Below are 22,945 nucleotides of genomic sequence, written 5' to 3'. Positions count from 1 at the left end.
CCGAAAAGGAGGGGTGGTAGAGTGGTCGATTGCGCCAGTCTTGAAAACTGGAGAGCCGCAAGGCTCCGTGGGTTCGAATCCCACCCCCTCCGCCACGAGCATCCCCTAATTTTATGAAATCCGCCTACGAACTTGCCATGGAGCGTCTGCAAAAAAGCGCGCCGACCGTTACCCTGACTGAGGAGCAGAAATCCGCGATTGCCGAAATCGAGTCCGAGGCGATGGCCAAAGTGGCGGAGAAGGAGCTTTTCCTGCAAGGCGAGATCGTGAAGGAAAAAGCCAGTGGAAACTTCGCCGAGGTGGACAGTTTGCAACGGCAGTTGAATCACGAAATCACCCGCATTCGCGAGAACGCCGAGACCAAGAAAGAACGCATTCGCCAGCAGACGGCGGCGGCCCAATAATTTCCCCAAACGACTCCCATGATACTCATCCAAGACCAGATCGATTCCGACATCAAAGACGCCATGCGAGCCAAGGCGGCGGACAAACTTTCCGTGCTCCGCCTGCTCAAGGCCGCGCTGAAAAATGCATCCATCGAAAAAGGCGGAGCCGACGCCAAGCTCGACGATCCCGAGTCGATGGCGGTGATTCGCAAGCAAGTCAAACAGCGCCAGGACTCTGTCGAGGGTTTTGAAAAAGGCGGACGTCCCGAGCTTGCCGCGAAGGAAAAAGCCGAGATGGAAATCCTCAACACGTATCTGCCCAAGGCGCTGTCGGAGAGCGAGTTGAATGCGATTGTGGCCGATGCCATTGCCGAGACGGGCGCGACGAACAAGACGCAAATGGGCATCGTGATGAAAGTCGCCACCGCCAAAGCCGCTGGTCGCGTGGACGGCAAAACGCTCAGCCAGGCGGTGCAAAAAGCGCTCGCTTAAACGCATGGCCAGCGCCGCCGCCATCGTCGTTGCCGGCGGAAGCAGCCAGCGGATGGGCTTCGACAAACTGCGCGCCGATTTGAATGGAAGTCCGGTCTATCGGCACAGCTTGCGGACGTTGCAGGACTGCCCGGAGATCGGCCAGATCGTCCTCGTTGCCTCGCAGAAAAACCTCGCTGAGTTCCAGTCCGAAACGACTCAGTTTCCGAAGCTGACCCACGTTTTGCCGGGAGGCACCGAGCGTCATTTCTCCGTCGCCGCCGGATTGGAAAAAGTTGCAGCCGAGTTCCATTTTATTGCAGTCCACGATGCCGCGCGTCCGCTCCTGTCACCGCGCGATCTGCTGGCCGTGCTCGCCGCCGCACGAACCCACGGAGCCGCCAGTCTGGCGACTCCTGTAACCGACACCTTAAAGCGCACCGACGCCGACGGTTTCGTCCAGGAGCCCGTGGATCGCACGCATCTTTGGGCGATGCAGACGCCGCAAGTCTTTCAGGCCGAACGCCTTCGGGCCGCTTACCAGAAGATCCTCGCTGTTGGAGACATCGTTACCGACGAAGTATCGGCGGTTGCAAAACAGGGAGATCGCGTCAAGTTAGTTCCCGCGCAGGACCCTAATTTCAAGATCACTTATTCATGCGACATCGCTCTGGCCCGTCTGGCTCTCACCTCCCTCTCGTTGGACGAAAAGGTCGAAAGTTAGCCCCCGCCCCGACCGTCCTCGAGGGTATTTACCAAGTCACAACCCTGCCCAACGGAGCCCGCATCGCTACCGCCGCGATGCCGCACATGAAATCGGTCACCGTCGGCGTCTGGGTGGCCGTGGGGGGGCGTCATGAGGCTGCGGAGGATTGCGGCATTTCGCATTTCGTCGAGCACATGCTTTTTAAGGGAACGAAGGAGCGCAGCGCGCGGCAAATCACCGAGGCCGTCGAGGGCGTGGGCGGTTTTGTAAACGCTTTTACGACCGAGGATCACACCTGTTATTACGCCAAGGCCGGGGCGAGATATTTGCCGCTGCTGGGGGATGTACTTCTGGATATGGTGCTGAATTCGCGGTTTGAGTCCGATGAGATCGAGCGGGAGCGCGAGGTCATTCGCGAGGAAATTTTGATGTATAAAGACCAGCCGTCGCAGCACGCCGAGGAGGTGCTGACCGACCTGATGTGGCCAAAACATCCGCTGGGCCGTCCGCTCACTGGCTCGGTGGAAACGCTGGCGACTTTCAGCCGGCGCAAGGTGCAAAACTTCGTCCGGCAAATGTATAACGCCTCCACGATTTTGATCGCCGTCGCTGGAAACGTGACCCACGGCGAGGCGCTGGCGGCGTTGCAACCGCTCGTTTCCAAGCTGAAAGCCGGTCCGCTGCCCACTTTCCAGAAATGGATGGGACTCAAATGGAAGCCGGAGATTCGCGCCATCGAGGACGACACCGAGCAATCGCATCTGGCTCTCGGCGCGCATTCCGTCAGCCGCCGCGATCCGGGCCGTTTCGCGACCAAACTCCTGAGCGTGATCCTCGGCGAAAACATGAGCAGCCGGCTCTTCCAGCAACTGCGCGAAACTCACGGCCTGTGCTACTCCATTCAGTCGGAAACGATGTGCCTGGAGGACACTGGATTGCTGAACATCAGCGTGGGGCTTGACGCCGAAAAAGTGGACAAGGCCGTGCGCCTGATGAGCCGGGAATTTCGTAAGCTGGCGGACAAAAAGATTTCCGCCCGCGAGCTGCGCCAAGCGAAGGATTACAGCATCGGCCACACGGAATTGTGCCTCGAAAGCACGACGCACCAGATGATGTGGCTGGGGGAAACGATTCTCGCCTACGGACGCGCGATCGATCCGAGCGAGGTGCAACAGCGGCTCGCTGCGGTGACGGCGGAGGAGTTGCGGGCGACTGCGGCGCAGGTGTTGAATCCGGCAAAAATCGGCGTGGCGATGGTAGGGCAGGGGCTGAATGCGGCGAAAGTCCGCGCGGCGCTGGGCTAATCAGGCCACGTAGGGATTCCCTCGTTTCCAAGCTCTTGCTTGGTAACGCACTTGTTCTCGAAGCTCTTGCTTCGTCTGATCTAGAAGCCACTGCGCTGCTGACAGTCAGGAAGCAAGAGCTTCCAAGACAATCGCGTTCCCAAGCTGGAGCTTGGGAACGAGGAGAAGAACCGCCAGATCGCCTCGCCAGTATTTCTCACCGAGGCAAACGCGTGCGCTCCCGAAGCAGATGCGCGCTACGAGATGTAGGGATTCGTTTTCCGCTCGTGGCCGACTGTCGTGACCGGGCCGTGACCGGGGAATACTTTCACGTTGTCGCCGAGCGGGAGGATTTTTTCCTGAATGCCGCGCAGGAGCAAATCGCGGTCGCCGCCGGGCAAGTCCCAGCGTCCAACGGCTCCGGCAAAGAGGACGTCGCCACCGTAGAGTTGATTGGAACTCGGCTCAAAAAAACACAGGCTGCCCGGGCAATGTCCCGGCACGAGCAGGACTTGAAAGTGGCGTCCGAGGTAATTCTCGGTAGTGCCGGGCGCGGATTCCTTAATGAAAAATCCACCGGCGGTGAGCGGCTCCACTTCGAGGCCGAACCCGAAGCGCTTGAAAAACGTGGGGTCTTTCAGCATTTCCTCGCCATCGCGATGATAGCCGACTGGACATTGGAAGGTGCGCTGGATTTTCTCCGTGTCCAAAATGTGGTCCACATGGCCGTGCGTGAGCAGGAGCAGATCGATGCGGTAGCCCTTGCGCTGGAGCCAGTCGAGCGCACCCGCCGGGGCGTCGATGAGGATATTTCCCTCGGGGGCCGCGAGATAAAAACAATTCGTATCGAACACTCCACCGGTAAATGAGTCAAAGTCTGGCATAAGAAAAAAAGGCTGGTATCAGGTTACCCACGGAACGACTCCTCAGGCACCGGCATAGCCAATTGCATTCTTAGATAAACCTGTCACGATCCAAATTAGCAATGATCTCACTCCGAGCCGCTACAAAATACGCCACGATTGCCGCCATTTGCGGGGTCACACTTTCCACCATCCAGGCCGCTTCCGAGCCCGACAACGGCCAGATCGCCCTGACGGTCGCCAAGTTGCTCGAGCAAGGCCAATACACCCAAACGAAGCTGGATGACGCGATGTCGTCGAAGGTGCTTGACCGCTATATCGAGGATCTGGATTACGCGAAACTCTTTTTTACCGAGGACGACGTCGCCAATTTCCGCAAGAAATATGCAACTCAACTGGACGACGATATTCTCCTCGGAAACGTGGAGCCGGCCTTTGAGATTTACGATCTATACAAGAAGCGAGTCGCTGACCGCGTGGCTTGGGTGAAGAAAACGCTGGATGAGAAGTTTGATTTTACGAGCGCCGAAACCGTGGCTCTGGACCGCAAGGAACTACCGCGGCCGAAGTCGCTGGAAGAGGCCGATGCGCTCTGGCACAAGAGGATTGAAAACGAGTTGCTCTCCGAAAAGCTAAACAAGGACGCGGTGAATCCGCCGGTCAAGGCCGTAACCCGGCGCTACGACCAGATCCTGCGCAACATCAACGAGCGCGATCGCAACGATCAGACGGAGTTGTTTCTCAATTCGCTCGCGACCAGCTACGACCCGCACTCGGAGTATTTCGGAAAGTCGCAGCAGGACAGCTTTAACATTCAAATGAAACTCAGCCTGGTCGGCATCGGGGCGGTGTTGAAGTCTGATGAAGGCTACACCAAAGTTTCCGAGTTAGTCGTGGGAGGACCGGCGGATAAAGATGGACGATTGAAGGTTGGCGACCGCATTTCGGCCGTCGGTCAGGACAAGGATCCCCTCGTCGATATCGTCGATATGAAACTCGACAAGGTTGTGGAGAAAATTCGCGGTAAAAAGGGGACTACGGTTCGACTACAAATCATTCCTGCTAACAATGAAAGTGGGCAGCGCAAGATGATCGAAATCGTGCGCGACGAAGTGCAGCTCAAGGAAAAATTTGCCAAAGCCGAGATCGTGGAGCGTCCTGATGCGAACGGGAAAATGGAGCGCCTGGGTTGGATCACACTCCCGTCGTTTTACGCCGACATGACGAAAAAATCGAAGACGTCGCGCAGCACAACGCGCGATATTTCCGCGCTGATCAAGCGTCTGCAAAAAGAAAACATAGACGGGCTCGTGGTAGACTTGCGCAAGGATGGCGGCGGCTCGCTGGAAGAGGCGGTGAACCTCACCGGGCTCTTCATTACCGAGGGGCCAGTCGTGCAATATCAGACGGTGAACGGCGGAAAATTCGTTCTCGAAGACAAGGACCCCGAGGTCTCTTACGGAGGGCCGCTGATTGTTCTAACTAACAAATTTAGTGCATCGGCCAGTGAGATTTTTGCGGCCGCCTTGCAGGATTATGGACGCGCCGTGATCGTGGGCGATTCTTCCACTTTTGGAAAAGGCACGGTGCAAACCATGTTAGATCTAAACGACTTCATGCCCCTGCTTTCGCAAGGTGATGGCGCGGGCGCACTCAAGCTCACTATTCAGAAATTCTACCGTGTCTCCGGTGGTTCGACCCAGTTGCGCGGTGTTAGTTCCGACATCCAGCTTCCGTCGATTTACGACACTCCGAAGGCCGGCGAAGTCGCCTTGGAAAATCCACTTCCCTACGACGAAATCCCCGCCAAGAAACTCGATCTCGCCAACAACAAACGCGACTTGTTTATCGATGAATTGAAGCATCGCAGCGGTGATCGCGTGGTGCACGATCAGGAGTTCAAGTTTGCCACGGAAGACATCACTCGTGTTCGCTCGCAGATTCAGAAAAACGAACTTTCCCTGAATGAGAAAGCGCGACGCGCCTTGATTGCTGAGGACGAGGCTCGCAAGAAAACCCGTGCGGAAATTCGCGCGAAAATGCCAGCCGCCTCAGATAAAGTTTACGAACTAACCTTGGACGATGTGGACAAGCCAGTGCTCGATCTCGCCTCCACCAAGACGGACAAGGCCAAGAAAAAAGACGGCGAAATCGACGAGGACGAGGATGCCGATGTGAGCGAACCAACCGTGGATGCTGTTCGTAGCGAGACTTTGAATATTCTCAACGACTTGGTGAATCTTTCGAAGGCTCCGAGAACGGCTAGTACGGTCAAGTAATTAACGTCTGCCGGGTCTGGCGAAAAACTGCCAGCCCGAGTTGCGTTGCAACGCGTAGGTAATGGTTAGCACGATGAAAGAAAACGCCAGCAGCGCCAGCGAGGTGCGCGCGGCGTTTCCATAATCGAGCGACTGCACTTGATCGTAGATCGCCATCGAGATCGTCCGTGTTTTCCCTGCGATGTTTCCGCCAATCATTAAAGCCACTCCAAATTCCCCGACCGTGTGGGAAAAGCTGAGGACGAACCCGGCCAGCAATCCCGGCCATGCGAGCGGGATCGTAATGCGCCAGAACGCCTGCCAGGAAGTGGCTCCATCCACTCTGGCGGCATCGATAAGTTCCTGATCCACAAAGCGAAACGCGGCAATAAATGGCTGCACCGCAAAGGGCAGACTGTAGATGATCGAGGCGACTAACAATCCCGCAAAAGTGAATGGCAGATGCGTTCCAAAGACGGTTCCGATCCAACGTCCCGGCGCGCCTTGCGGACCGAAAAAAAGCAGCATGTAAAAACCCAGCACCGTCGGCGGCAGGACCAGCGGCAGGGCCACCACGGCTTCCAGATAAATGCGTCCGCTCCAGCGAGTTCGCGCTAGCCACCACGCCAGCGGCAGTCCGATGACCACGAGCAAGACTGCCGTGCAGGCGGCCAGTCTGGCGGTTAAAAAGAGGGCTTCCCAATTCATTTCCGGGCGACGTTAACAAAAAGCACCCGCGACAACACATCTCTTTGCCAAAGAAAAATTCTTGCCGCCCCGAGGGATTTCTCCATGCTTCCACCTGTGTCCGATCACCCTTCGACGAGCCCGCACCTGGCCAGTTTGTTTCTGCGCGCCCCGACGTTGAAGACCTGCGAATCGTCCATTCTGACGGCTTTTTGCCTGCTGCGGGATTGCTTTCGATCTGGTGGAAAAGTCCTCATCTGTGGAAACGGCGGCAGCGCCTCCGACGCCGAGCATTGGGCCGGGGAATTGCTCAAGGGGTTTCTCAGCAAACGTCCGCTCGACCACGACTGGCAGAAAAAGCTCGGAGTCGAGTTAGCCAGCAATCTGCAAGGTTCGCTCCCGGTGATTCCACTCACGGGTTTTTCGGCGTTGCGAACGGCTTTTGCGAACGACTGCGATGATTCCTACAGCTATGCCCAGCTCGTTTTCGGCCTGGGGAAACCCGGCGACATCCTGGTCGGCATCAGCACCTCGGGAAATGCGGCCAACGTCTGCCACGCCATGACCACCGCCACGGCCATGGGACTCAAAACGCTCGCCCTCACCGGGGGCACCGGTGGAAAAATCGCGGGTTTGGCAGAAATCTCCATCATCGCTCCGGCGCAGGACGTTTACCTGATCCAGGAACTGCATCTGCCGATCTATCACTGCCTCAGCTTGATGCTGGAAGACGAGTTTTTTTAAGCAAAATCTAAGTCAGACCGTTGACAAACCCGTCGGCGTGTCTCAAAGTCCGGTTGTCGGTTGGATATTTTCCACTGCTTCCACTCGGAAGGCAGGCATTCACGCTCCTAACACCAGCGCAGCGCATCCGGATCCATTTCATACGCCCACGCGTGCCAGTCACCCTACATCCTCAATTTGCCCGGCCAGCCCCTCTGGTCCCAGGAAGCCTGCTGGCCCCGCGCCCATTTTCATAACCTATGCCCAAAACCAACGATCCCGTCCTTCCCGGATTGCAGCCCGAGCCCGCACCTCGGAAAAAAAGAGTCACCAAGTCCACTGCTGAGACGGAAGGAGCCGCGCCCGTGGTGAAAAAAGTGGTTCGCCGCAAAGCCAGCGCTGCCGTTGATTCGCCTGCCGAAATGCCCGCCCCGGAAGCGGCTCCCGCAAAAGTGCCCCGTCTCCGCAAATCACCCGCGAAGGCTCCAAAAATTTCGGAGCAGCCGGAACTCCCCTCGCCAGCCGCGACTGCGGAGCCTTTGGCGCAAGCGCTTCCCGCACCGGTTAAAGAAATCACCCCGGCTCCCGCACCGAACGTCGTGGCCGCGTTGCAAAATCCACCCGACGCCATTGTCGAAAAAGGCCGCGGCGAGGGTGTGATCCGCGTTTCGCATTATCCTCCTTACCAGCGTTATTCGGCTCCCAACAACGACGCCGCTCCGGCTCCAAATGTTAGCACGCAGTCCTCTTATCCTCCTTATCCCGGGAATGGTGGGGGCCAGCAAAATCGCCAGCAGGGCGGGGGACATTCCAACCAGCCGCAGCAGTCGGGCAACCAGCGCGACGGACGTTTCAATAATCGCCGCGACCAGCGTGACAATCGCGATCAGCGCAATCAACGCGGACGCCACGACCGCCAGCAGAACAACAACAACCGCGAGCCACGGGAGAATCGGGACAACCGCGACTCCCATAACAATCTAACCCCCAGCGACTCGAGCCAAAGTGCTGAGAATCAGGATTACGAAAACTACGACGACTCAGCCGCGCAGGTTCAGGTCGGGCCTTACGAGCCCGTTTTCGCCGAGGGTCTGGTGGAAGTATCTCCCAAGGGATTTGGCTTTCTCCGCGAGGCTTCCAAGAACTACGTCCAGTCGCCGAGCGACATCTTTGTCACGCCTGAAGTCATCCGCCGCTACCTCTTGCGCGACGGTCAATTCATTAAAGGAGAAACGCGCCGGGGCAGCCGTGGGCCGCAACTTTTCAAGCTCACCGAGATCAACGGCGAAGACCCGGAACGCTATATCGACATCCCTCTTTTCGAGGAACTAACATCGATCAACCCCGACCAGCGCATTAAGCTGGAGACCGTGCCCGATCGTTATACGACTCGTGTCATCGACCTCATTTCGCCGATTGGCAAGGGCCAGCGCGGGTTGATCGTCGCCCCGCCGCGCACGGGAAAAACGACCCTGCTCCAGCACATTGCGGATGGCGTTTTGAAGAATCATCCGTCGATGAAACTCATCATATTGTTAGTCGATGAGCGGCCGGAGGAAGTCACCGAAATGCGGCGCACTTTTCCCACCGCAGAGATCATGGCCAGCTCGAATGACAGTGATTTGAAGAGCCACACCCGCATCTGTCAGCTCGCCATCGAGCGCGCCAAGCGGCTCGTCGAGGCCGAGGAAGACGTCTTCATTTTGCTAGATTCCATCACGCGTGTCGCGCGCGCCTTCAACAACGCTACCAGCGGCGGCGGACGCACCGGCAGCGGTGGACTCGACACCCGCGCGATGGAAATTCCACGCCGCCTTTTTGCCGCCGCCCGCAACACGGAGCAGGCCGGATCTCTCACCATCGTCGCCACCGCCCTGGTGGAAACGGGCAGCCTGATGGATGAGGTCATTTTCCAGGAATTCAAGGGAACGGGTAACATGGAACTAGTACTCGACCGCAAAATTTCTGAGCAGCGCATCTATCCCGCCGTGGATATTTTCAAATCCGGCACACGCCGCGAGGAATTGCTCCTAACACCGCACGACTTGGAGAAGATCAATACCATTCGCCGCGGTCTGGCGGGTCATCGTCCCGGTGAGGCCGTCGAGCGTCTGCTCAGTTTTCTGCGCAAGTTCCCCACGAACTCACAGATGCTGAAGGAAATCCCAGTCGCGAGTTAGTCTGCTAACATGCCGCCTGATCCTGACTACATCGAGGTGGAAGTCGTCTCACGCGGCGGAAAGAAAACGAGCCAGGTTCCGTCGGGAAATGGTGATCCCTTGTTCGCGCTGATCGCGAAGTTGATGGATAATTTCTTTCTCGTCCCAGGGACTAACATCCGATTCGGACTCGACCCCATTATCGGGCTCATCCCCGGCTTGGGCGATACTTCAGGCGCGCTCATTTCAGCGCTGCTGATTGTGCGCGGAGCCCGGGCGGGACTTCCACGTATCGTTCTAACTCGCATGGCGCTCAACGTCCTGATCAACACCGTCGGCGGCACAATTCCCGTGCTGGGCGATGTCTTCTCCGTCTGGTTTAAGTCGAACCAGCTCAACTACGCTCTTTACCAGAAACACGCCGGTGTAACCACTAATGCAGCCAAAACAGACTGGCTTTTCGTCATCGGTTTGGTGGCGATTCTATTGTTAGTCGTTGGAGCGATCATCACGCTTTCCATGATGCTGCTTGTCACGCTTTGGAAATCGCTGGCGAACTCACGCGTCTAACATCTGGGCTAGATCTGCGGGCGATATAACTGGCAACTGGCAGACGAAGTTTTCGCAAAGAAAAGCCGTCGCTTTTCCGTCGATCATCGGCATGGGCAGCGGACAGTCTTTCGCTAAAACCAGCGAGAGATGCGGCAGAAAACGTCGGGAGATTTCCCGTGTCAGCGCCTCGAAATCCCTTGTGCCTGGTTTTCCCGCGAGTACTAACTGTTGTGGAGGAATCAGCGCCGATTCGAGTGCGACTAATATCTGAGGCACCGCCTGCGGCATGCGAGTCATGGCAGGGGCGAGACTCTGGAGTGTTAGTAGGGCCTGCTTGCGCAAAGTGTCGTCATTTTTGATCGTGGCGAGGCGCAGCAAATTTGTCGCGGCGATGGCATTCGCGGAGGGTTCGGCTCCATCGTAATCATCCTTCAGCCGGGCGATAATGTCGGAGGCACTTTCACGAGTGGAAAAATAGCCGCCGTTTTCCTGGTCATAGAACAAGGCGTCCTGCTCGCTCTGAAGTTGCGCTGCCTGTTCTAACCATCGTGAATCGAAAGTTGCCTCGTAGAGATCGAGCAAGCCTTGAATGAGGAAGGCGTAATCATCAGTGAAAGCCGGAATGAAGGACGAGGTTTTGCAGAAACTGCGGGCCAGTTTTCCGTCAGTGGTTAGCACTCGAGTTAGAATGAAATCTGCGGCTGTGGTGGCGGCAGAAATATATCTCCGCTCGCCGAACGCCGCGCCGCAGCGGGCAAAGGCGGAAATCATCAACCCATTCCACGAGGTTAGAACTTTCTCATCGCGATGCGGTCGTGGACGGCGGTTGCGGACTTCCAGCAGACGCTTGCGCGAGCGTTCCAGACGCTGCTCCAACTCGGATTTATTCAGACCGGTCGCCTTGGCGATGCTGGTCAGCCCCTTCTTTTGATAGAGAATATTCTCGCCTGCAAATTCCCCGTGCGGATCGCTGCCTTCGCGGGCATTGCCAGCGGGGGATACATCGTAAAACTGCGAGAAAATTTCCGCGTCATCGTCGAGCAAAGCTTCGATCTCGCTCTTTTTCCAAACGTAAAACGCGCCCTCGATTTTCTTGGGGCTGCCAGCCGATGGCAGACTGTCGGCGTCTTCGGCGGAGTAGAAGCCGCCTTCCGGCGAGAGCAGATCGTGCAGGACATATTCCAGGATGTTAGTCGCGATCTCGCGGGATGTTTTTTCCCCGCCGCTGGAGCGCTGCCAGTTTTCCAGATAGGCGATGACTAGCTGCGCCTGATCATAGAGCATTTTCTCAAAATGCGGCACGTGCCAGAAGCGGTCCACGGAATAACGATGGAACCCGCCTCCGAGGTGATCGTGCATCCCGCCGCGAGCCATGGCTCGAAGCGTCTCGCGGATCATGCGCAGAGTGATCGTCTGCTCGATGTTAGTAAAAAGCTGGCTGGCAGAGATTCGGATGAGAATATTAAACATCGCCGGGCGCGGAAACTTGGGTGCCCCGCCGAAGCCTCCCCAGTCCTTGTCAAACATCCGCACGGCGTAGTCATAGATTTTGCGAATGGGCTCCATGGTTAGATCGGTGGACGTGGTTTTCTGCGCATCGCCTCGAATCGCTTCTGTCATCTGCCGCGATTGCTCGACCACAGCCTCATGGTTAGTTTCCCATGCCTCGACGATGCGAGCTAGTACGGTGGAAAAACCGGCGCGTCCGTAGTTGTCCTGCGGCGGAAAATAAGTGCCGCCGACAAAGGGTTTTAACTCCGGTGTAAGCCAGACGCTCATCGGCCAGCCGCCGCTGCCGGTGGTTGACTGAACGAAGGTCATGTAGATGCGATCCACATCGGGACGTTCCTCGCGGTCCACTTTGATGCTAACAAAATGCTCGTTGAGATAACGCGCGGTTGCCTCATTTTCAAACGACTCGTGTTCCATCACATGACACCAGTGACACGTCGAGTAGCCGATGGAGAGAAAGATGGGTTTGTTCTCCGCCCTGGCCTTCTCAAAAGCCTCCGGTCCCCAGGGAAACCAGTCCACGGGATTGTTGGCGTGTTGGAGAAGGTAGGGAGACTGCTCGGAGGCGAGGCGGTTGGACATGGGACAAGTGTAAGAGGTTAGGGGCAGGTTTCAAGGCACCTGATGCGATCAACCGGCTCAAACCCGACTCGAGTCCAACCGGAGAAATGTGGTTGCTTTCCGAGGGACGATCCTCTAGTTCTCAGGCGATGTTAGATGTTAACCATGGCTTATTGACGGAGGAGCAGATTCGTTTCTTCCAAGAGAACGGTTATCTCTGCCTCGATCAAATCAGTCCGCCGGAAGAAGTAGCGAGTCTGATTGGAATCTACGACCGCCTTTTCTCGGAAAAAGCCGGACGGGAACAAGGCGCACATTTCGACATGGTTGGTCAGGACAAGGACGACCAGACGCCGGTATCCCCGCAAATCATCAACCCCGTGTATTTTGCGCCCGAGTTAAAGGAGACTCAGTTCCGGGCCAACGCGCTGGAAATTGCCAAACAGTTACTCGGGCCTGACGCGAAATACATGTTCGAGCACGCCATCTTGAAGCCGCCCAGGATCGGCGCGCCGACCCCGTGGCATCAGGACGAGGCATTTCGCCGAAACCACCCGCCGGGTTATCAGGAAATCAGTATCTGGATGCCGCTGCAGGACGTGGATCAGTCGAGCGGCTGCCTCGAATATCTCCCTGGCTCGCATCGCAAACCGGTCTTGAAACATGGCTCGCCGGGCAATGATCCGTCGGTTCACGCGCTGGAATGTGTGGGTGAATTTGACGAAGCCGCCGCGGTTGCGTGCCCGTTGCCTGCAGGCGGATGCACGATTCATCACTGCCGCACCCTGCATCATTCGACGTGGAATCATTCCACCCATCCACGTCGGGCTTACATTCTCGGCTTCGCGGTTCCTCCCAAGGGAAATCCCAAGCTTTCGCCGGAGTTTCCATGGAACGAGGAGAAGACAACAGCGGACAAACAGCGCAAACTCGCCTGGCGGAAACGCGGTGGAATCTTTGTGGAGATTGTTAGGAAAATCCAAGCGCGGCTTTTTCATTAGACCGCAACTCCGATGTTAGCCGACTATAAGGGTCGGGAACGTTTATAGCCAATGAGGACGGCGATCGTCTTGGCCAGCGCGCGCCAGAGGAAAAAAAGGCTGCGATATTTCAGTCGAGTTAGATACGAATTACGCGGGTTGAAGTTCTTTTGGTAGAACTGCTCCGTCGCTATGAAAATCTGACGCGATGCGGCGCGGTAATTCTTCGCGGAACTCTGGCCCTTGAGATGTACGATGGTGTGTCGTCCATCGTAGATCACTTGGAAACCTGCCTGCTGACAGCGGTAGCAGAGGTCGAGGTCCTCGCCATACATGAAAAACTGCTCGTCGAGCAGACCGATCTGATCGAGGACGTTTCTCCTAACCATCATGAAGGCGCCGTTCACGCAACCGACGGGATAGGTCTCGTTGTCGGGGAGGTAGGTGAGATTATATCCAGCGAAGAGCCGGACTTTCGGAAAAAATTTCGCAAGTCCAGTCGCCCGGGTGAAGCCGTCCCAGATTGAGGGAATGGAGCGGCGGCAGGCGAGATCGAGCGTGCCGTCGCCCTGGACGAGTTTGGGAGAAATGATGCCGAGGTTAGGCTCGTTGATGACCCGGGTTAGACACGACTCCAGAGCGTCGGGGTTAACAATTGTGTCGGGGTTTAGATAGAGGATCACCTGGCCCGTGGAGCGGGCAAAGGCAAGATTGTTAGAACGGCTGAAGCCGAGATTTCCACCAGCGCGAATAAGGGTGACGTGCCGGAATTTTTGTTCGACTAACTCGGCAGTGCCATCACCGGAATCGTTATCGACTAATATGACTTCCACCGCGCCCTGGCTCAGCGTGGAGGGGATGGATTCCAGACAGCCAACGATTTCGTTGAGCGACTGATAGGTGACGATCAGCACCGACAGGATGTTAGTGGCTGACGACATGCTGGTAGGCTTGCAGAGTGGTTCTGGCGGCATTTTCCCAAGTGTAAGTTTTGAGGAAGGACGAATGATCGGTCAACGGTAAATCAATGGCCTTGGCCAGACCTTCGGCGATGGAATCCACGGAATAGGGATCGGAGTAAATCGCGCGGTCGCCGTAAATGCCGCGATTGTAGGCGGTGTCGCTCAGGCAAAGTATGGCGCCAGCGGAGAGTCCTTCGAGGGCGGCGAGGCCAAATGTCTCGAAGAAACTCATCAAGATAGCGACCTGACTCGACTCACAGGCAGCGAGCAAATTCTCTTGCGGGATGCTCCCGCCGTATTCGACCCAGCCTTCGACGCATTCGTTGAGGACTTGTCTAACATACTTCGCGTGCGACTCGTTGCGCTGGCCGTAGAGGCGGAGTTTGCGTCCATCGCGGCGCAATTTTTTGAAAGCGCGGACGACGCTCAGTTGGTTCTTGCGGGGTTCGATGCGGCCCGCGCAAATCAGGTCGCGACGATTCGAGTTAGGTTTCACTGTGCGCGGTTTCAATCCCAGCGGTGAAATGAAACTCGCCTTGGGCTGGACTCCAGATTCGCGTGTTAGGACTTCGAGTTCGGTCTCCGAGTTAGGAAGAATGGCGTCGCATTCCTGGATGAGTCGCCGCTGCATGGAGGCGAAGCGCAGTGTGGCAGCAGGGTGAATGGGAAGTCCGGAGCGGCGCGCGTAGAAAAATTCCTTGGCCGCGAGATAGCTAACAATCGGAAACATCGGCACCCGATAAAGGTGACGGTAGAAGCGGCGCATGTCTTCCAGCGAATGCCAGATCGGACTAAGCACTATGCGTTGGTTTTGCTCTTTAGCGGCGAGGAATTGTAGCCAGGTCTCGTGGACGCGTGTCGTGTTGAATAAGTGAACAACATCGAACTCGCCCGCGATTTTTTCCAAGCCAGGAGCGACGGTGCAGTGGACGCCTAGTTTTTCGAGGGCAGCTTTGGTTTCCAGAAGCTGGACATAATCGCCGCCCGGAAACTGGTCCACGTCGCCACGGATTCGGAGCAACACTTTCATGCGGAATGTTTTACGCGGTCGAGGATGGATGGCCGCATGGAGCGCGAGCGGGAGGCCGGCGGGTGACTTTGCAACCATTGACTGCCGTTGTAATAGCCGCAGAGGAGGAAGAGCGGGAGGCAGCCGATGAAGGTCATGGATTCGCGCGCGATTCCCTCGCCGATGACAAAGGCTAGAAAGAAAACGAGCGCACGGCGCGCCATCCAATCGTCTTTGTTAGGAGCCGGCGCGATGACTTTGTAGAAGTAGAGCAGCACGCCGGCAAATCCCGCGATGCCGGTGTGATAGAGGTTCCAGAGGAATTGGTTGTCTGCCCAGTGAAACATGACGGCGACGCTGCGATCTAACATGGAGGTGAATGGTCCGCCGAGAAAAAGAATGAAGGGATTGTGCGCGAAGCTGGCCCACATTTGCACCCAAAAGGCATCGCGCATGTGAGCGCTGGTGGAGTCGCCCACGTGTGAGCCGCCGAGCACATTGTCGCTCACCATGTCGGTGAATCCGCCCACGCCCGTCATGCTGAGGACACAGGCCACGATCACGCAGAAGCCGACGAAACTCACGGCATATTTCCTAGCCAGCGTGGGACGGATCAGGCAGAAGACTGTATAGGCCGCAGCCGCTGCGACTCCGAAGAGCGCCGAGCGTCCGCCGGAGATAAAAACCAAACTCCCGAAGGCGAGCGTCCAGAGAAGAGTGCCGATGCGCTGGATGGCATTTTTTGCGAGAGAGAAAAGCGCAAGGCCGCCAACTGCCGACATGGCCATGAGGTTGGCAAAGGAAAATACATCGCGCTGCAACCCGTGGATGCGCATTTGATTATCCAAGACCTGGTCGTTGCCTTTGAAGACGCCGAGAGCCGTGCGCTCGCCCCATTCGTTTTTGAAAAGGTAGTCGCCGACGTGCCATTCCCAGAGTCCGGCTACTAGCTCGACTACTAGTTCAAACGCAGTGAGTGCTAGAAAAACCCGGAGCCAGGTGCCCCAGTTTTTGTTCAGGCGCAAGAAGTGGCCGAGGATGATCCAGTCGATCCAGTAGATGGACCATTTGCAGGTGCGCAAGGCCTCGAAGCGGTAGTCGGGGTCCATCACCGCCGGTGCTAACATGATGGGAACAATGAGAATGACCCAGGAATGTTGCAGCATCCATTGGAGCTGTCCGCGCTTGGCGAGCCACCAGAGCGACAGGCCGAGGTGCAGTGCGAAAACGATTTCCCGCAGATAGACCATGCCGCCGAGAACGTGATGCATCAGGCCGCTGGGCAGGTTGAGAAAGATAACGATCCAACCCAAAATGATGAGCCGAGGCAGCCAGATGTCGTCGTCGAGGCGCGTGGATCGGCTCATGCGTCGGGCGGTGGAGTTTGCTTGGATTGGCGTGCGACGCGGTCCGCAAAGGAGTCGGAGTCGGAGCGTTTGCGGCGTGATTTCGATGAAACTGGACTGGGGCGATTGACTACCAGCGAAGTAAGGTGCGACGAGGTGAGAGTCTCGGTGTTATCCAGTCGCGGAGAACTCACGGCGCGTATGCCATTGGTGTAACCGCTGGCGACGAAGAGCGGGATGCAGCCGAGAAAAGAGAGCGACTCCCGCGCGATGGCCTCGCCCATGACGTAGAGGAGAAAGAGCAGGAGGCAGTCCTTGCTCCAGAGTCGGCTGGAGGGCAGGGGACGCGCGAGGGCGTTGCGAAAATAGAGGATGAGCCCGGCGAGACTAATGAAACTCCCATGGTAGAGGAGCCAGAGGTAGTTGTTGTCGGCCCAATGAAAAACGGGCTGGACTTGGGAGTCGATCATCGAGCCAAGCGGGCTGCCGGTGAAGAGAACAATGGGCACGCTGGCGATGGCACTGCGCACGCCCTGCCAGTTATCGTCGCGCATGTGGGCGCTGGTGGGATCGCCGATGTGGGAGCCTTTCATCAGGTGCGAGGAAAACCATTCGGTGAATTCGCCGATACCGATGAAACTCATGAGCAGGCCGATGACCAGCCAGACGAGGGCGATTTTCGAGAGATGCCGGCGCACGATTTCCGGAGAAAAAAGGAGTCCGCCACCGACGAGTCCTGCCGCGCCCACGCCGAAGAACGCGGAGCGCCCGCCGGAGTTGTAGAGCATGAAGGAAAAGAGGCAGAGCCAGATGCCAGCGGCGATTCTAACATTGCCATTTGGCACGCTGATCAAGAGGCAAATCCCGCCGACGATGGCCATACCCATGAGGTTGGCAAAGGAGAAAACGTCGCGCTGCAAGCCTTTGATGCGCTTGAAATTTTTCAGTGTGCTATCCTTGCCCATCTCGACGCCCATCGGGGAAAGCTGGCCGCGCATGGGGATGGCAAACACGTTATTTTTCCATTCGTAAAAACCGGTGCCCAAGTCTGCCAGCAATGTCACCGCGGTGAGGATGGTGAGAATTTTCGCGGCGCGATTCCAAGAGAAATGCTGCGAGATCAGTCGGCCGATGACGATGCAATCCAGCCAGATGAAGGACCACTTAATGTAACCGCCCATCTCGACCCGAATGTCCGGGATGAAAAGCGCTGGGAGCAGAAAAAGAGGGACGAGCCCGAGCAGCCAGCTCTTGGAAAGGAGTGAATGAAGCTGCCCATTTTTTCCGAGATAAACCAGCGATCCAAAGAGATGGAGGACTAGCAAAAGGTCGCGCAGATAAACGTAAGCACCCATCCAGGAGTGCAGCAAGCCGCTTGGGAAATAGAAGAGCAGCACCGCCCAGCCGCTGAAAATGAGCAGGCGCGCCATGGATTCTGGTGTGGACTTCAACATGCGGCTAGAGCGGGTTGACCGACCGGAGAAATCGTCCGGCGAAAAAGTTCGAGCACGCGCTCGCCCAGGGCATTCTGCGAAAAGCGCGGTTGCAACGTGATCGCCCCCGCCCGCCAGCGATCCAGCAGATCGGGATGAGTCAGGACTTCGCTCAAGGCGGCGCTCCAGGCGGTGGAGTCGCCGGCAGCTAGAAGTCTTCCGCTGATGCCATCCTCGACGAGTTCAGGAAGTCCGCCAATGCGGCTGGCGAAAACGGGGAGTCCGATCTGAATCGCCTGGGAAATGACCAGCGGCGCATTTTCAAACCAGAGCGAAGGAGTAAGCAGGAGGTCGGCGCGGGCCATGTGGGCGCCGACTTTTTCCGGGGGAAGTTTGCCGCGAAAGTGGATGCGTGGATCGCTGCCGTATTTTTCCATGAGCGGAGTTAGGTCGCTGCCTCCGCCGATGATTTCGAGTTGAAATGGAATCTGGCTGGGGAGCTGGCTGACGACTTCGAGGAGAAAACCCACGCCTTTCCATGGAGTGACTTGGCCAACGTATAACAGCCGGATCGGGCCGGAAGTGGAGCGCGGCTGCAGGGCGGGTTGCTCAAACTGGAGTGGCAATGGAATGGCGGTCGCTTCCGCGTGTGCCGGCAAATGAGGACGATGCGGACCCAGCAAAGCCTGCGATGGAGACCAGAAGGCGAGGCGTTCGATTTTTTCGAGATAGGCGCGCTTGAGCAGGGTGGAAAGTTGGCAGGGAAGATGATGCCGGTCGCACTCGCGCCCGTGTTTGAAGCGGTTCACGTTGATGCAGAGAAACGCGAAATCGTGGAGCGTCTGGACACAGGGCAGCCCGCTTTTGGCGATGGAGCGCAGGAGGTTGTAGCCGATGCCTTGCAAGCTGTGAGTGTTGATGAGGTCGGGCTGAAAACGCTCAATCACCCCGGCGGTGATGCGCTCGGAGGCGAGATGATAATGGTCGTGCGCATGCCAGACGACTTTCATCAGAGGGTTGCGTTCGCTGGCGCGGTAGATTTGGTAAACGCTGGGAAAATAATGCCGCTCGACGGTCAGGTTTTCGGAGAGATTTTGCAGTCCAGTTAGGTTCCGCTCGTGCGCGGAGGTTAGCACATGGATCCGATGTCCCTGCTCTGCCAGCCAGAGGGCGAGGGAATGCGCCGCCATCTCCGCACCACCCATGATGTGGGGTGGAAACATATTGGAGATGATCAAAATTTTCATGGCTAGAGGGCTATACCAAGACCACGGGGCGAAGCAGAAGCTGACGGATTTTCTGAAAGAGTGTCCGGTTGAGACCGATGATCAGAAAAATGTAAATCGCGGCTCCCAGACATACGGACACCAGAAGATTGATCGCGGGCGGCCATGCGGAGAGCAGGTCTTTGCGGAGCAGAATGAGCGAGCCAGCCATCAGACAGGTCGCCGTGATGGGGAAAAAAACTAGTTTCCCAAAGCGAAGAATGGGGAAATGCAAGGTATGGCGGAGGGCCAGCAATTCCACGGGGTACAGGAGAATGGCACGCAATGAAAAGGCCAGCGCCACCGCCACCGCGCCCCAGTGGATGGCTACTGCGAAGAAGATCAGATTAAGTACTGCATGTGCAGTGGTAAGCAGGGAGGACCAGCCGGGTCTGCCTTGGGCGACGAGCGCGGAATGGTGGGCACCGGAAAGGGCATCGAACGGACATGCCAGAAGCAGGGCCTGCATTATCGGGACAGAGGCGGCCCATTTGGCACCAAAGCAGATGTGCATGACTTCGGGCGCTACCACCGCCAGACCGATGGCAATGGGAAAGACGAGCACGCCCTGCATTTCCACGATTTCGCACAAGGCATCGGCAAACCGGGCCGTCTGATTTTGCAGACGTGACAAGGCGCTCAGACTAACTCTCGCGATGGATTTTGCGAGAATCTCAGAGAGAAGCATCGAGACGCGCGATCCGACAGCGTAGAAACCAGTGGTCAGCGGGCCAAAAAATTTGCCGATAAAAAGCTGGTCCGAGCGCCTGTTAATCAAACCAAGCAGGTCCACCCAGAAGATCTTCACACCGAAAATGAGCAGGCGCCGGGCGCGTCGGGGACAGAACTGAAAACCCGGACGCCAGTCACTGGCCGTCCAGAGAACGATGAGATTAACTACGGCTATGGTTAGCTGTTGCCCCACCAGACTCCAGACTCCGCCACCGCGCAGGGCCATGGCCACGCCCACGATGCCGCCCGCGAAATAGGAAAACAAAGTGCGCCGGGCGAGGGCTTGAAAATTCATTTTCCGGGCCAGCAAATTGTTTTGCACATCAGTGAGTCCCGAAATGAGAAAAACGGGCGAAAGCCAGCAGAGTACCCCTGCCAGACCGGGAGTTTGAAACCAATGTCCGACCCACGGCGCCATCAGCAGGGTCAGCAGAAAGAAGAAAATGCCTGCTGCGAGGTTGATGCAAAAAACAGTGTCCAGATATTGGTCATCCAGATCGGCAAACTGAATGATGGCCTGCCCGAGTCCTTGGTAAATAAAGGCCTGGATAATCATCACGCACAGGTTGGCCACCGCCACCACGCCAAAATCTGACGGGGTTAGAAGACGTGCCAGCGCCAGAAAAAGCAGGAACGAGATAACCTGTCCGGCGATGCCTTCCGCTGCGGACCAGCCCGCTCCTTTCGCGGCTTGTGTGCGTATACTTTCCATCGGGGCAGCTATCGGTTTTTTTCCACCAATCGGCGGAGTTCGCTTTCGTATTGCGGAAGGATTGTCTCGCGGCTGTAGAGCTTTCCGCGGGCGAGACTTTTCGCCCCCATCGCGGCCAGGAGATCTGGCTCGGACTGCCAGCGCCGGAGAGTTTGCTCCAGAGCCGGTGTGTCCGCCGGGTTGATGACCTCCCCAAACTGCCCCTCGATGACTTCCCTGCCGAGAGGGCTGTCGGCTTCGCAGACGGCCAAGATAGGAGTGCCGGTGGCCAGCGCGGGTAGCAGTTTGCTAGGGAGAAAATTGGCACCCACTCCGGGTTTTTGGGTGATGAGGCAGGCGGTGGCAGTGCGCAGGGAATGCACGTAGTCCACTTCATCCAGCACTCCTCCGAGGGTGACGGAGTCCACCCCGTCAACCTGAGTGAGCAGAGTTTCCAACTCGGCCCCGCCGCCATGCACCTTCAGATTCCAAGGGCCGGAGCAGTCTTTAAAGGAGTCGATAAAAAATGGCAGCCCTTGCTTGATCCCGAGGTTGCCAGAGTAAAAAAGAGTGGCTTTTTCGCGGACCACCGGAGTCGGGTGCTGACGCTGGATTTCGTCTTCCAAGCTGCGGTGAATCCAATTCGGCACCAGGAGGCACCGTCGGCTGCCCTTGAGTTTGCCCTGGAGTTTTTCCAGCATTGGCTGGCTGATCGTGAACAAGGTTTGCGCGGATTTGAAGGCCCAGTTTTCCAGGCCAAGGAGAAACCACGGCAAGCCGGGAAGATTGAGCATCTTCAGTTCAAGCGCGGCATCCACCACGAAATCCTGCACGACGATGAGCTTGGGAATATTTTTTCCAGGGTAGAGGAAGTTCTGCACGAGGCATTGTGAAAACATCGGAGAGGCGGTGAGCACGACCTCAGGTGTCCACCCTGGAAATCTGGCCCGCTGGAGCAGGCTGAAAAAAAAGCTCAAGTCCGATTTAACCCGACTGCCGCCCGTAGGTTTAGCCGGCACAAACATCTGCACCCGCCGCAGGGGAAAACCCCGGAAAGTTTCCTCGCGAAGTCTTACCCCGACATCCTCCGGACGCAGTTTCCAGGCTGGATAGTAGGGGAAGGTGGTGGTGACGCGAACATCATGCCCCTGCGCATGCAGATAAACGGCCAGGTCGGTAAAGAGCGAGGCTCCGGCCAGTTCGTCTGGATGAAACAGGTTGGTGATGAGATGGATTTTCATGTGGGCCCATCCAAGGGAATCCGTCTTATTTAACCGAGTTGACGTGCGGCGTTTTTCAGGAAATCCAGTTCCTCGGTCTTGTTTTTGCGGAGTAGTTCCGGGTCGAGCGTGACTGGTTTTTTCTTAATGTCCGTGAGGCCCAGACGTGCGAACAAGTTGGAGCGTGGAGACGGGGTGAATAGCATGGCCGGTTTTCCATAGGCCAGGGTGGCAACACAGGCATGGACGCGGTCACTGATGGTGAGGTTGGTATTCGCGTAAACCGTGAAATAGGTCCACGGCTCGTCGGAGGCGACGGCGTTGGGCTGGCGATAAACCTTCCAGGTGATGTGCGGGTTGAAGCGGTGCTCGGGGCGGACGACGTCGTAACCGGCGAGGGTGGCGGGCAGCTTGCGAAAGTCGAGCATGGCGCCGAGGTAGGCCTTGATTTTGTCCTTGCTGGCCATGTTGTATTGAAATTTGGGAAAGGTGAGGGACCAATGATGCGAGAGGGCATCGAAATTGTGATCGGCGGAGGGATCGGGCTTGTCCAAAACGACATTCGGCTCCGGCCAGCGATCGAAGTTCATGGTGATGTAACTCGTCCCCGCGATCTTAAACGGCTGATAGGAATCCGTCATGAAGAAAGCGCTGTCGATGCCGGAGTGTGTAAAGTCCGCAGAATCTTTAAAGACTTCCCATGTTTCGTGGTCGCGCGTGCTGATGATGGCAGGACGATACTTTTTCAGGAAGGCCAGATTGACGGCTTTTTCCTCCTCGTTGTAACGAAACATGGCGGCACCCAGTAGGATGATTTTGGTTCCGCGCGCGGTAAGAGCGGCGAAGGTTTCCTCCCAAAGAGCCGGAAAACTCGTGGTCAGCATCGGCCCTTGGAGGACAATGTATTCGACATCGAGATGCTTCAGCAGACCGAAATCATTTTTTGGGTTGCCAGTATGCTGCTTGTGAAAAGTGCGGTAGCCCGGCTGGTCGAGAATGTATTCGACCCGTTTGTCTGGAAAGACCTGTTCGAGAATCCATTTACCTCCGATGTTAAAAAAGGCGTTGCCAATGTTTTGGCCCCAGAATCCGCAGACCAGGGCTATGTTGGGATGAGTGTTTTGCATGTGATGTGTAAGTGAGTTG

Annotated in this window: 20 protein-coding genes and 1 tRNA gene; 10 read left to right on the top strand and 11 right to left on the bottom strand. The window is 56.9% G+C overall.

Going from position 1 to position 22,945, the window contains the following annotated elements; all coding sequences use genetic code 11:
• The first annotated feature begins 7 nt into the window (after window positions 1-7).
• The 5 genes from ABIT76_09490 (at window position 8) to ABIT76_09470 (ending at window position 2,867) form a co-directional block, all read left to right on the top strand.
• Window positions 8-95: transfer RNA gene (locus ABIT76_09490), tRNA-Ser, on the top strand.
• An 18-nt stretch (window positions 96-113) separates the two neighbouring features.
• Window positions 114-404 carry a hypothetical protein gene (locus ABIT76_09485; protein MEO7933377.1) on the top strand — a complete coding sequence of 97 codons (291 nt, stop codon included), beginning with the start codon at window positions 114-116 and terminating at the stop codon, window positions 402-404.
• Between the two features lie 18 nt (window positions 405-422).
• A complete protein-coding gene (locus ABIT76_09480) occupies window positions 423-878 on the top strand; it encodes a GatB/YqeY domain-containing protein (protein MEO7933376.1) in 456 nt (151 codons plus the stop codon).
• Between the two features lie 4 nt (window positions 879-882).
• Window positions 883-1,581: a 2-C-methyl-D-erythritol 4-phosphate cytidylyltransferase gene (gene ispD, locus ABIT76_09475; protein ID MEO7933375.1), complete on the top strand. Its 699-nt coding sequence runs from the start codon at window positions 883-885 to the stop codon at window positions 1,579-1,581.
• Entirely contained in the window at window positions 1,515-2,867 is a 1,353-nt protein-coding gene (locus tag ABIT76_09470) for a pitrilysin family protein (GenBank protein ID MEO7933374.1), read from the top strand. The genes ispD and ABIT76_09470 overlap by 67 nt, the downstream gene beginning before the upstream one ends.
• A gap of 236 nt (window positions 2,868-3,103) precedes the next feature.
• Here the strand turns inward: ABIT76_09470 and ABIT76_09465 are convergent, their stop codons facing one another.
• Window positions 3,104-3,730 (bottom strand): MBL fold metallo-hydrolase, encoded by a 627-nt coding sequence (locus ABIT76_09465; GenBank protein MEO7933373.1) that lies wholly within the window; start codon window positions 3,728-3,730, stop codon window positions 3,104-3,106.
• 101 nt (window positions 3,731-3,831) lie between these two features.
• Here ABIT76_09465 and ABIT76_09460 point away from each other — a divergent pair, with 101 nt between their 5' ends.
• Complete coding sequence (locus ABIT76_09460) at window positions 3,832-5,988, top strand: carboxy terminal-processing peptidase (GenBank protein MEO7933372.1); 2,157 nt, start codon at window positions 3,832-3,834, stop codon at window positions 5,986-5,988.
• Here ABIT76_09460 and modB read toward each other — a convergent pair whose 3' ends face one another.
• Window positions 5,989-6,675: a molybdate ABC transporter permease subunit gene (gene modB, locus ABIT76_09455; protein MEO7933371.1), complete on the bottom strand. Its 687-nt coding sequence runs from the start codon at window positions 6,673-6,675 to the stop codon at window positions 5,989-5,991.
• Window positions 6,676-6,771: 96 nt separating this feature from the next.
• Between modB and ABIT76_09450 the strand changes: the two genes are divergently transcribed.
• From ABIT76_09450 to ABIT76_09440, 3 genes are all read left to right on the top strand, one after another.
• Window positions 6,772-7,398 (top strand): SIS domain-containing protein, encoded by a 627-nt coding sequence (locus tag ABIT76_09450; protein ID MEO7933370.1) that lies wholly within the window; start codon window positions 6,772-6,774, stop codon window positions 7,396-7,398.
• A 239-nt stretch (window positions 7,399-7,637) separates the two neighbouring features.
• Complete coding sequence (rho, locus tag ABIT76_09445; GenBank protein ID MEO7933369.1) at window positions 7,638-9,557, top strand: transcription termination factor Rho; 1,920 nt, start codon at window positions 7,638-7,640, stop codon at window positions 9,555-9,557.
• 9 nt (window positions 9,558-9,566) lie between these two features.
• The gene (locus ABIT76_09440; GenBank protein ID MEO7933368.1) at window positions 9,567-10,106 is read left to right on the top strand and encodes a DUF4112 domain-containing protein; all 540 of its coding nucleotides are present in this window, start codon (window positions 9,567-9,569) and stop codon (window positions 10,104-10,106) included.
• Here ABIT76_09440 and ABIT76_09435 read toward each other — a convergent pair.
• The gene (locus ABIT76_09435) at window positions 10,095-12,182 is read right to left on the bottom strand and encodes a thioredoxin domain-containing protein (protein ID MEO7933367.1); all 2,088 of its coding nucleotides are present in this window, start codon (window positions 12,180-12,182) and stop codon (window positions 10,095-10,097) included. The two genes, ABIT76_09440 and ABIT76_09435, sit on opposite strands and share 12 nt — an antisense overlap.
• A 128-nt stretch (window positions 12,183-12,310) precedes the next feature.
• On the opposite strand from ABIT76_09435, the gene ABIT76_09430 reads away from it, so the two are divergent.
• On the top strand, window positions 12,311-13,162 hold the full coding sequence (locus ABIT76_09430; GenBank protein MEO7933366.1) for a phytanoyl-CoA dioxygenase family protein: 852 nt from the start codon (window positions 12,311-12,313) through the stop codon (window positions 13,160-13,162).
• Window positions 13,163-13,185: 23 nt separating this feature from the next.
• On the opposite strand, the gene ABIT76_09425 is transcribed toward ABIT76_09430, so the two are convergent.
• The 8 genes from ABIT76_09425 to ABIT76_09390 are packed head-to-tail and all read right to left on the bottom strand — an operon-like array spanning window position 13,186 to window position 22,926.
• Window positions 13,186-14,082, bottom strand: coding sequence for a glycosyltransferase family 2 protein (locus tag ABIT76_09425; protein ID MEO7933365.1), 897 nt, complete (start codon window positions 14,080-14,082; stop codon window positions 13,186-13,188).
• Window positions 14,066-15,133 carry a glycosyltransferase gene (locus ABIT76_09420; protein MEO7933364.1) on the bottom strand — a complete coding sequence of 356 codons (1,068 nt, stop codon included), beginning with the start codon at window positions 15,131-15,133 and terminating at the stop codon, window positions 14,066-14,068. Before ABIT76_09420 ends, ABIT76_09425 begins: the two co-directional genes overlap by 17 nt.
• Window positions 15,130-16,479 carry a hypothetical protein gene (locus ABIT76_09415; GenBank protein MEO7933363.1) on the bottom strand — a complete coding sequence of 450 codons (1,350 nt, stop codon included), beginning with the start codon at window positions 16,477-16,479 and terminating at the stop codon, window positions 15,130-15,132. The genes ABIT76_09420 and ABIT76_09415 overlap by 4 nt, the downstream gene beginning before the upstream one ends.
• A complete protein-coding gene (locus ABIT76_09410) occupies window positions 16,476-17,912 on the bottom strand; it encodes a hypothetical protein (protein ID MEO7933362.1) in 1,437 nt (478 codons plus the stop codon). Before ABIT76_09410 ends, ABIT76_09415 begins: the two co-directional genes overlap by 4 nt.
• Window positions 17,906-19,114, bottom strand: coding sequence for a glycosyltransferase family 4 protein (locus ABIT76_09405; GenBank protein ID MEO7933361.1), 1,209 nt, complete (start codon window positions 19,112-19,114; stop codon window positions 17,906-17,908). Before ABIT76_09405 ends, ABIT76_09410 begins: the two co-directional genes overlap by 7 nt.
• A gap of 34 nt (window positions 19,115-19,148) precedes the next feature.
• Window positions 19,149-20,600, bottom strand: coding sequence for a lipopolysaccharide biosynthesis protein (locus tag ABIT76_09400; GenBank protein ID MEO7933360.1), 1,452 nt, complete (start codon window positions 20,598-20,600; stop codon window positions 19,149-19,151).
• An 8-nt stretch (window positions 20,601-20,608) separates the two neighbouring features.
• Entirely contained in the window at window positions 20,609-21,820 is a 1,212-nt protein-coding gene (locus ABIT76_09395) for a glycosyltransferase family 4 protein (protein ID MEO7933359.1), read from the bottom strand.
• Between the two features lie 29 nt (window positions 21,821-21,849).
• Window positions 21,850-22,926, bottom strand: coding sequence for a polysaccharide pyruvyl transferase family protein (locus ABIT76_09390; protein ID MEO7933358.1), 1,077 nt, complete (start codon window positions 22,924-22,926; stop codon window positions 21,850-21,852).
• Between the last annotated feature and the right edge of the window lie 19 nt (window positions 22,927-22,945).

This window comes from Chthoniobacterales bacterium (assembly GCA_039930045.1).
GTDB lineage: Bacteria > Verrucomicrobiota > Verrucomicrobiia > Chthoniobacterales > DASVRZ01 > DASVRZ01.
This window is presented reverse-complemented; position numbering and strand designations above follow the sequence as displayed.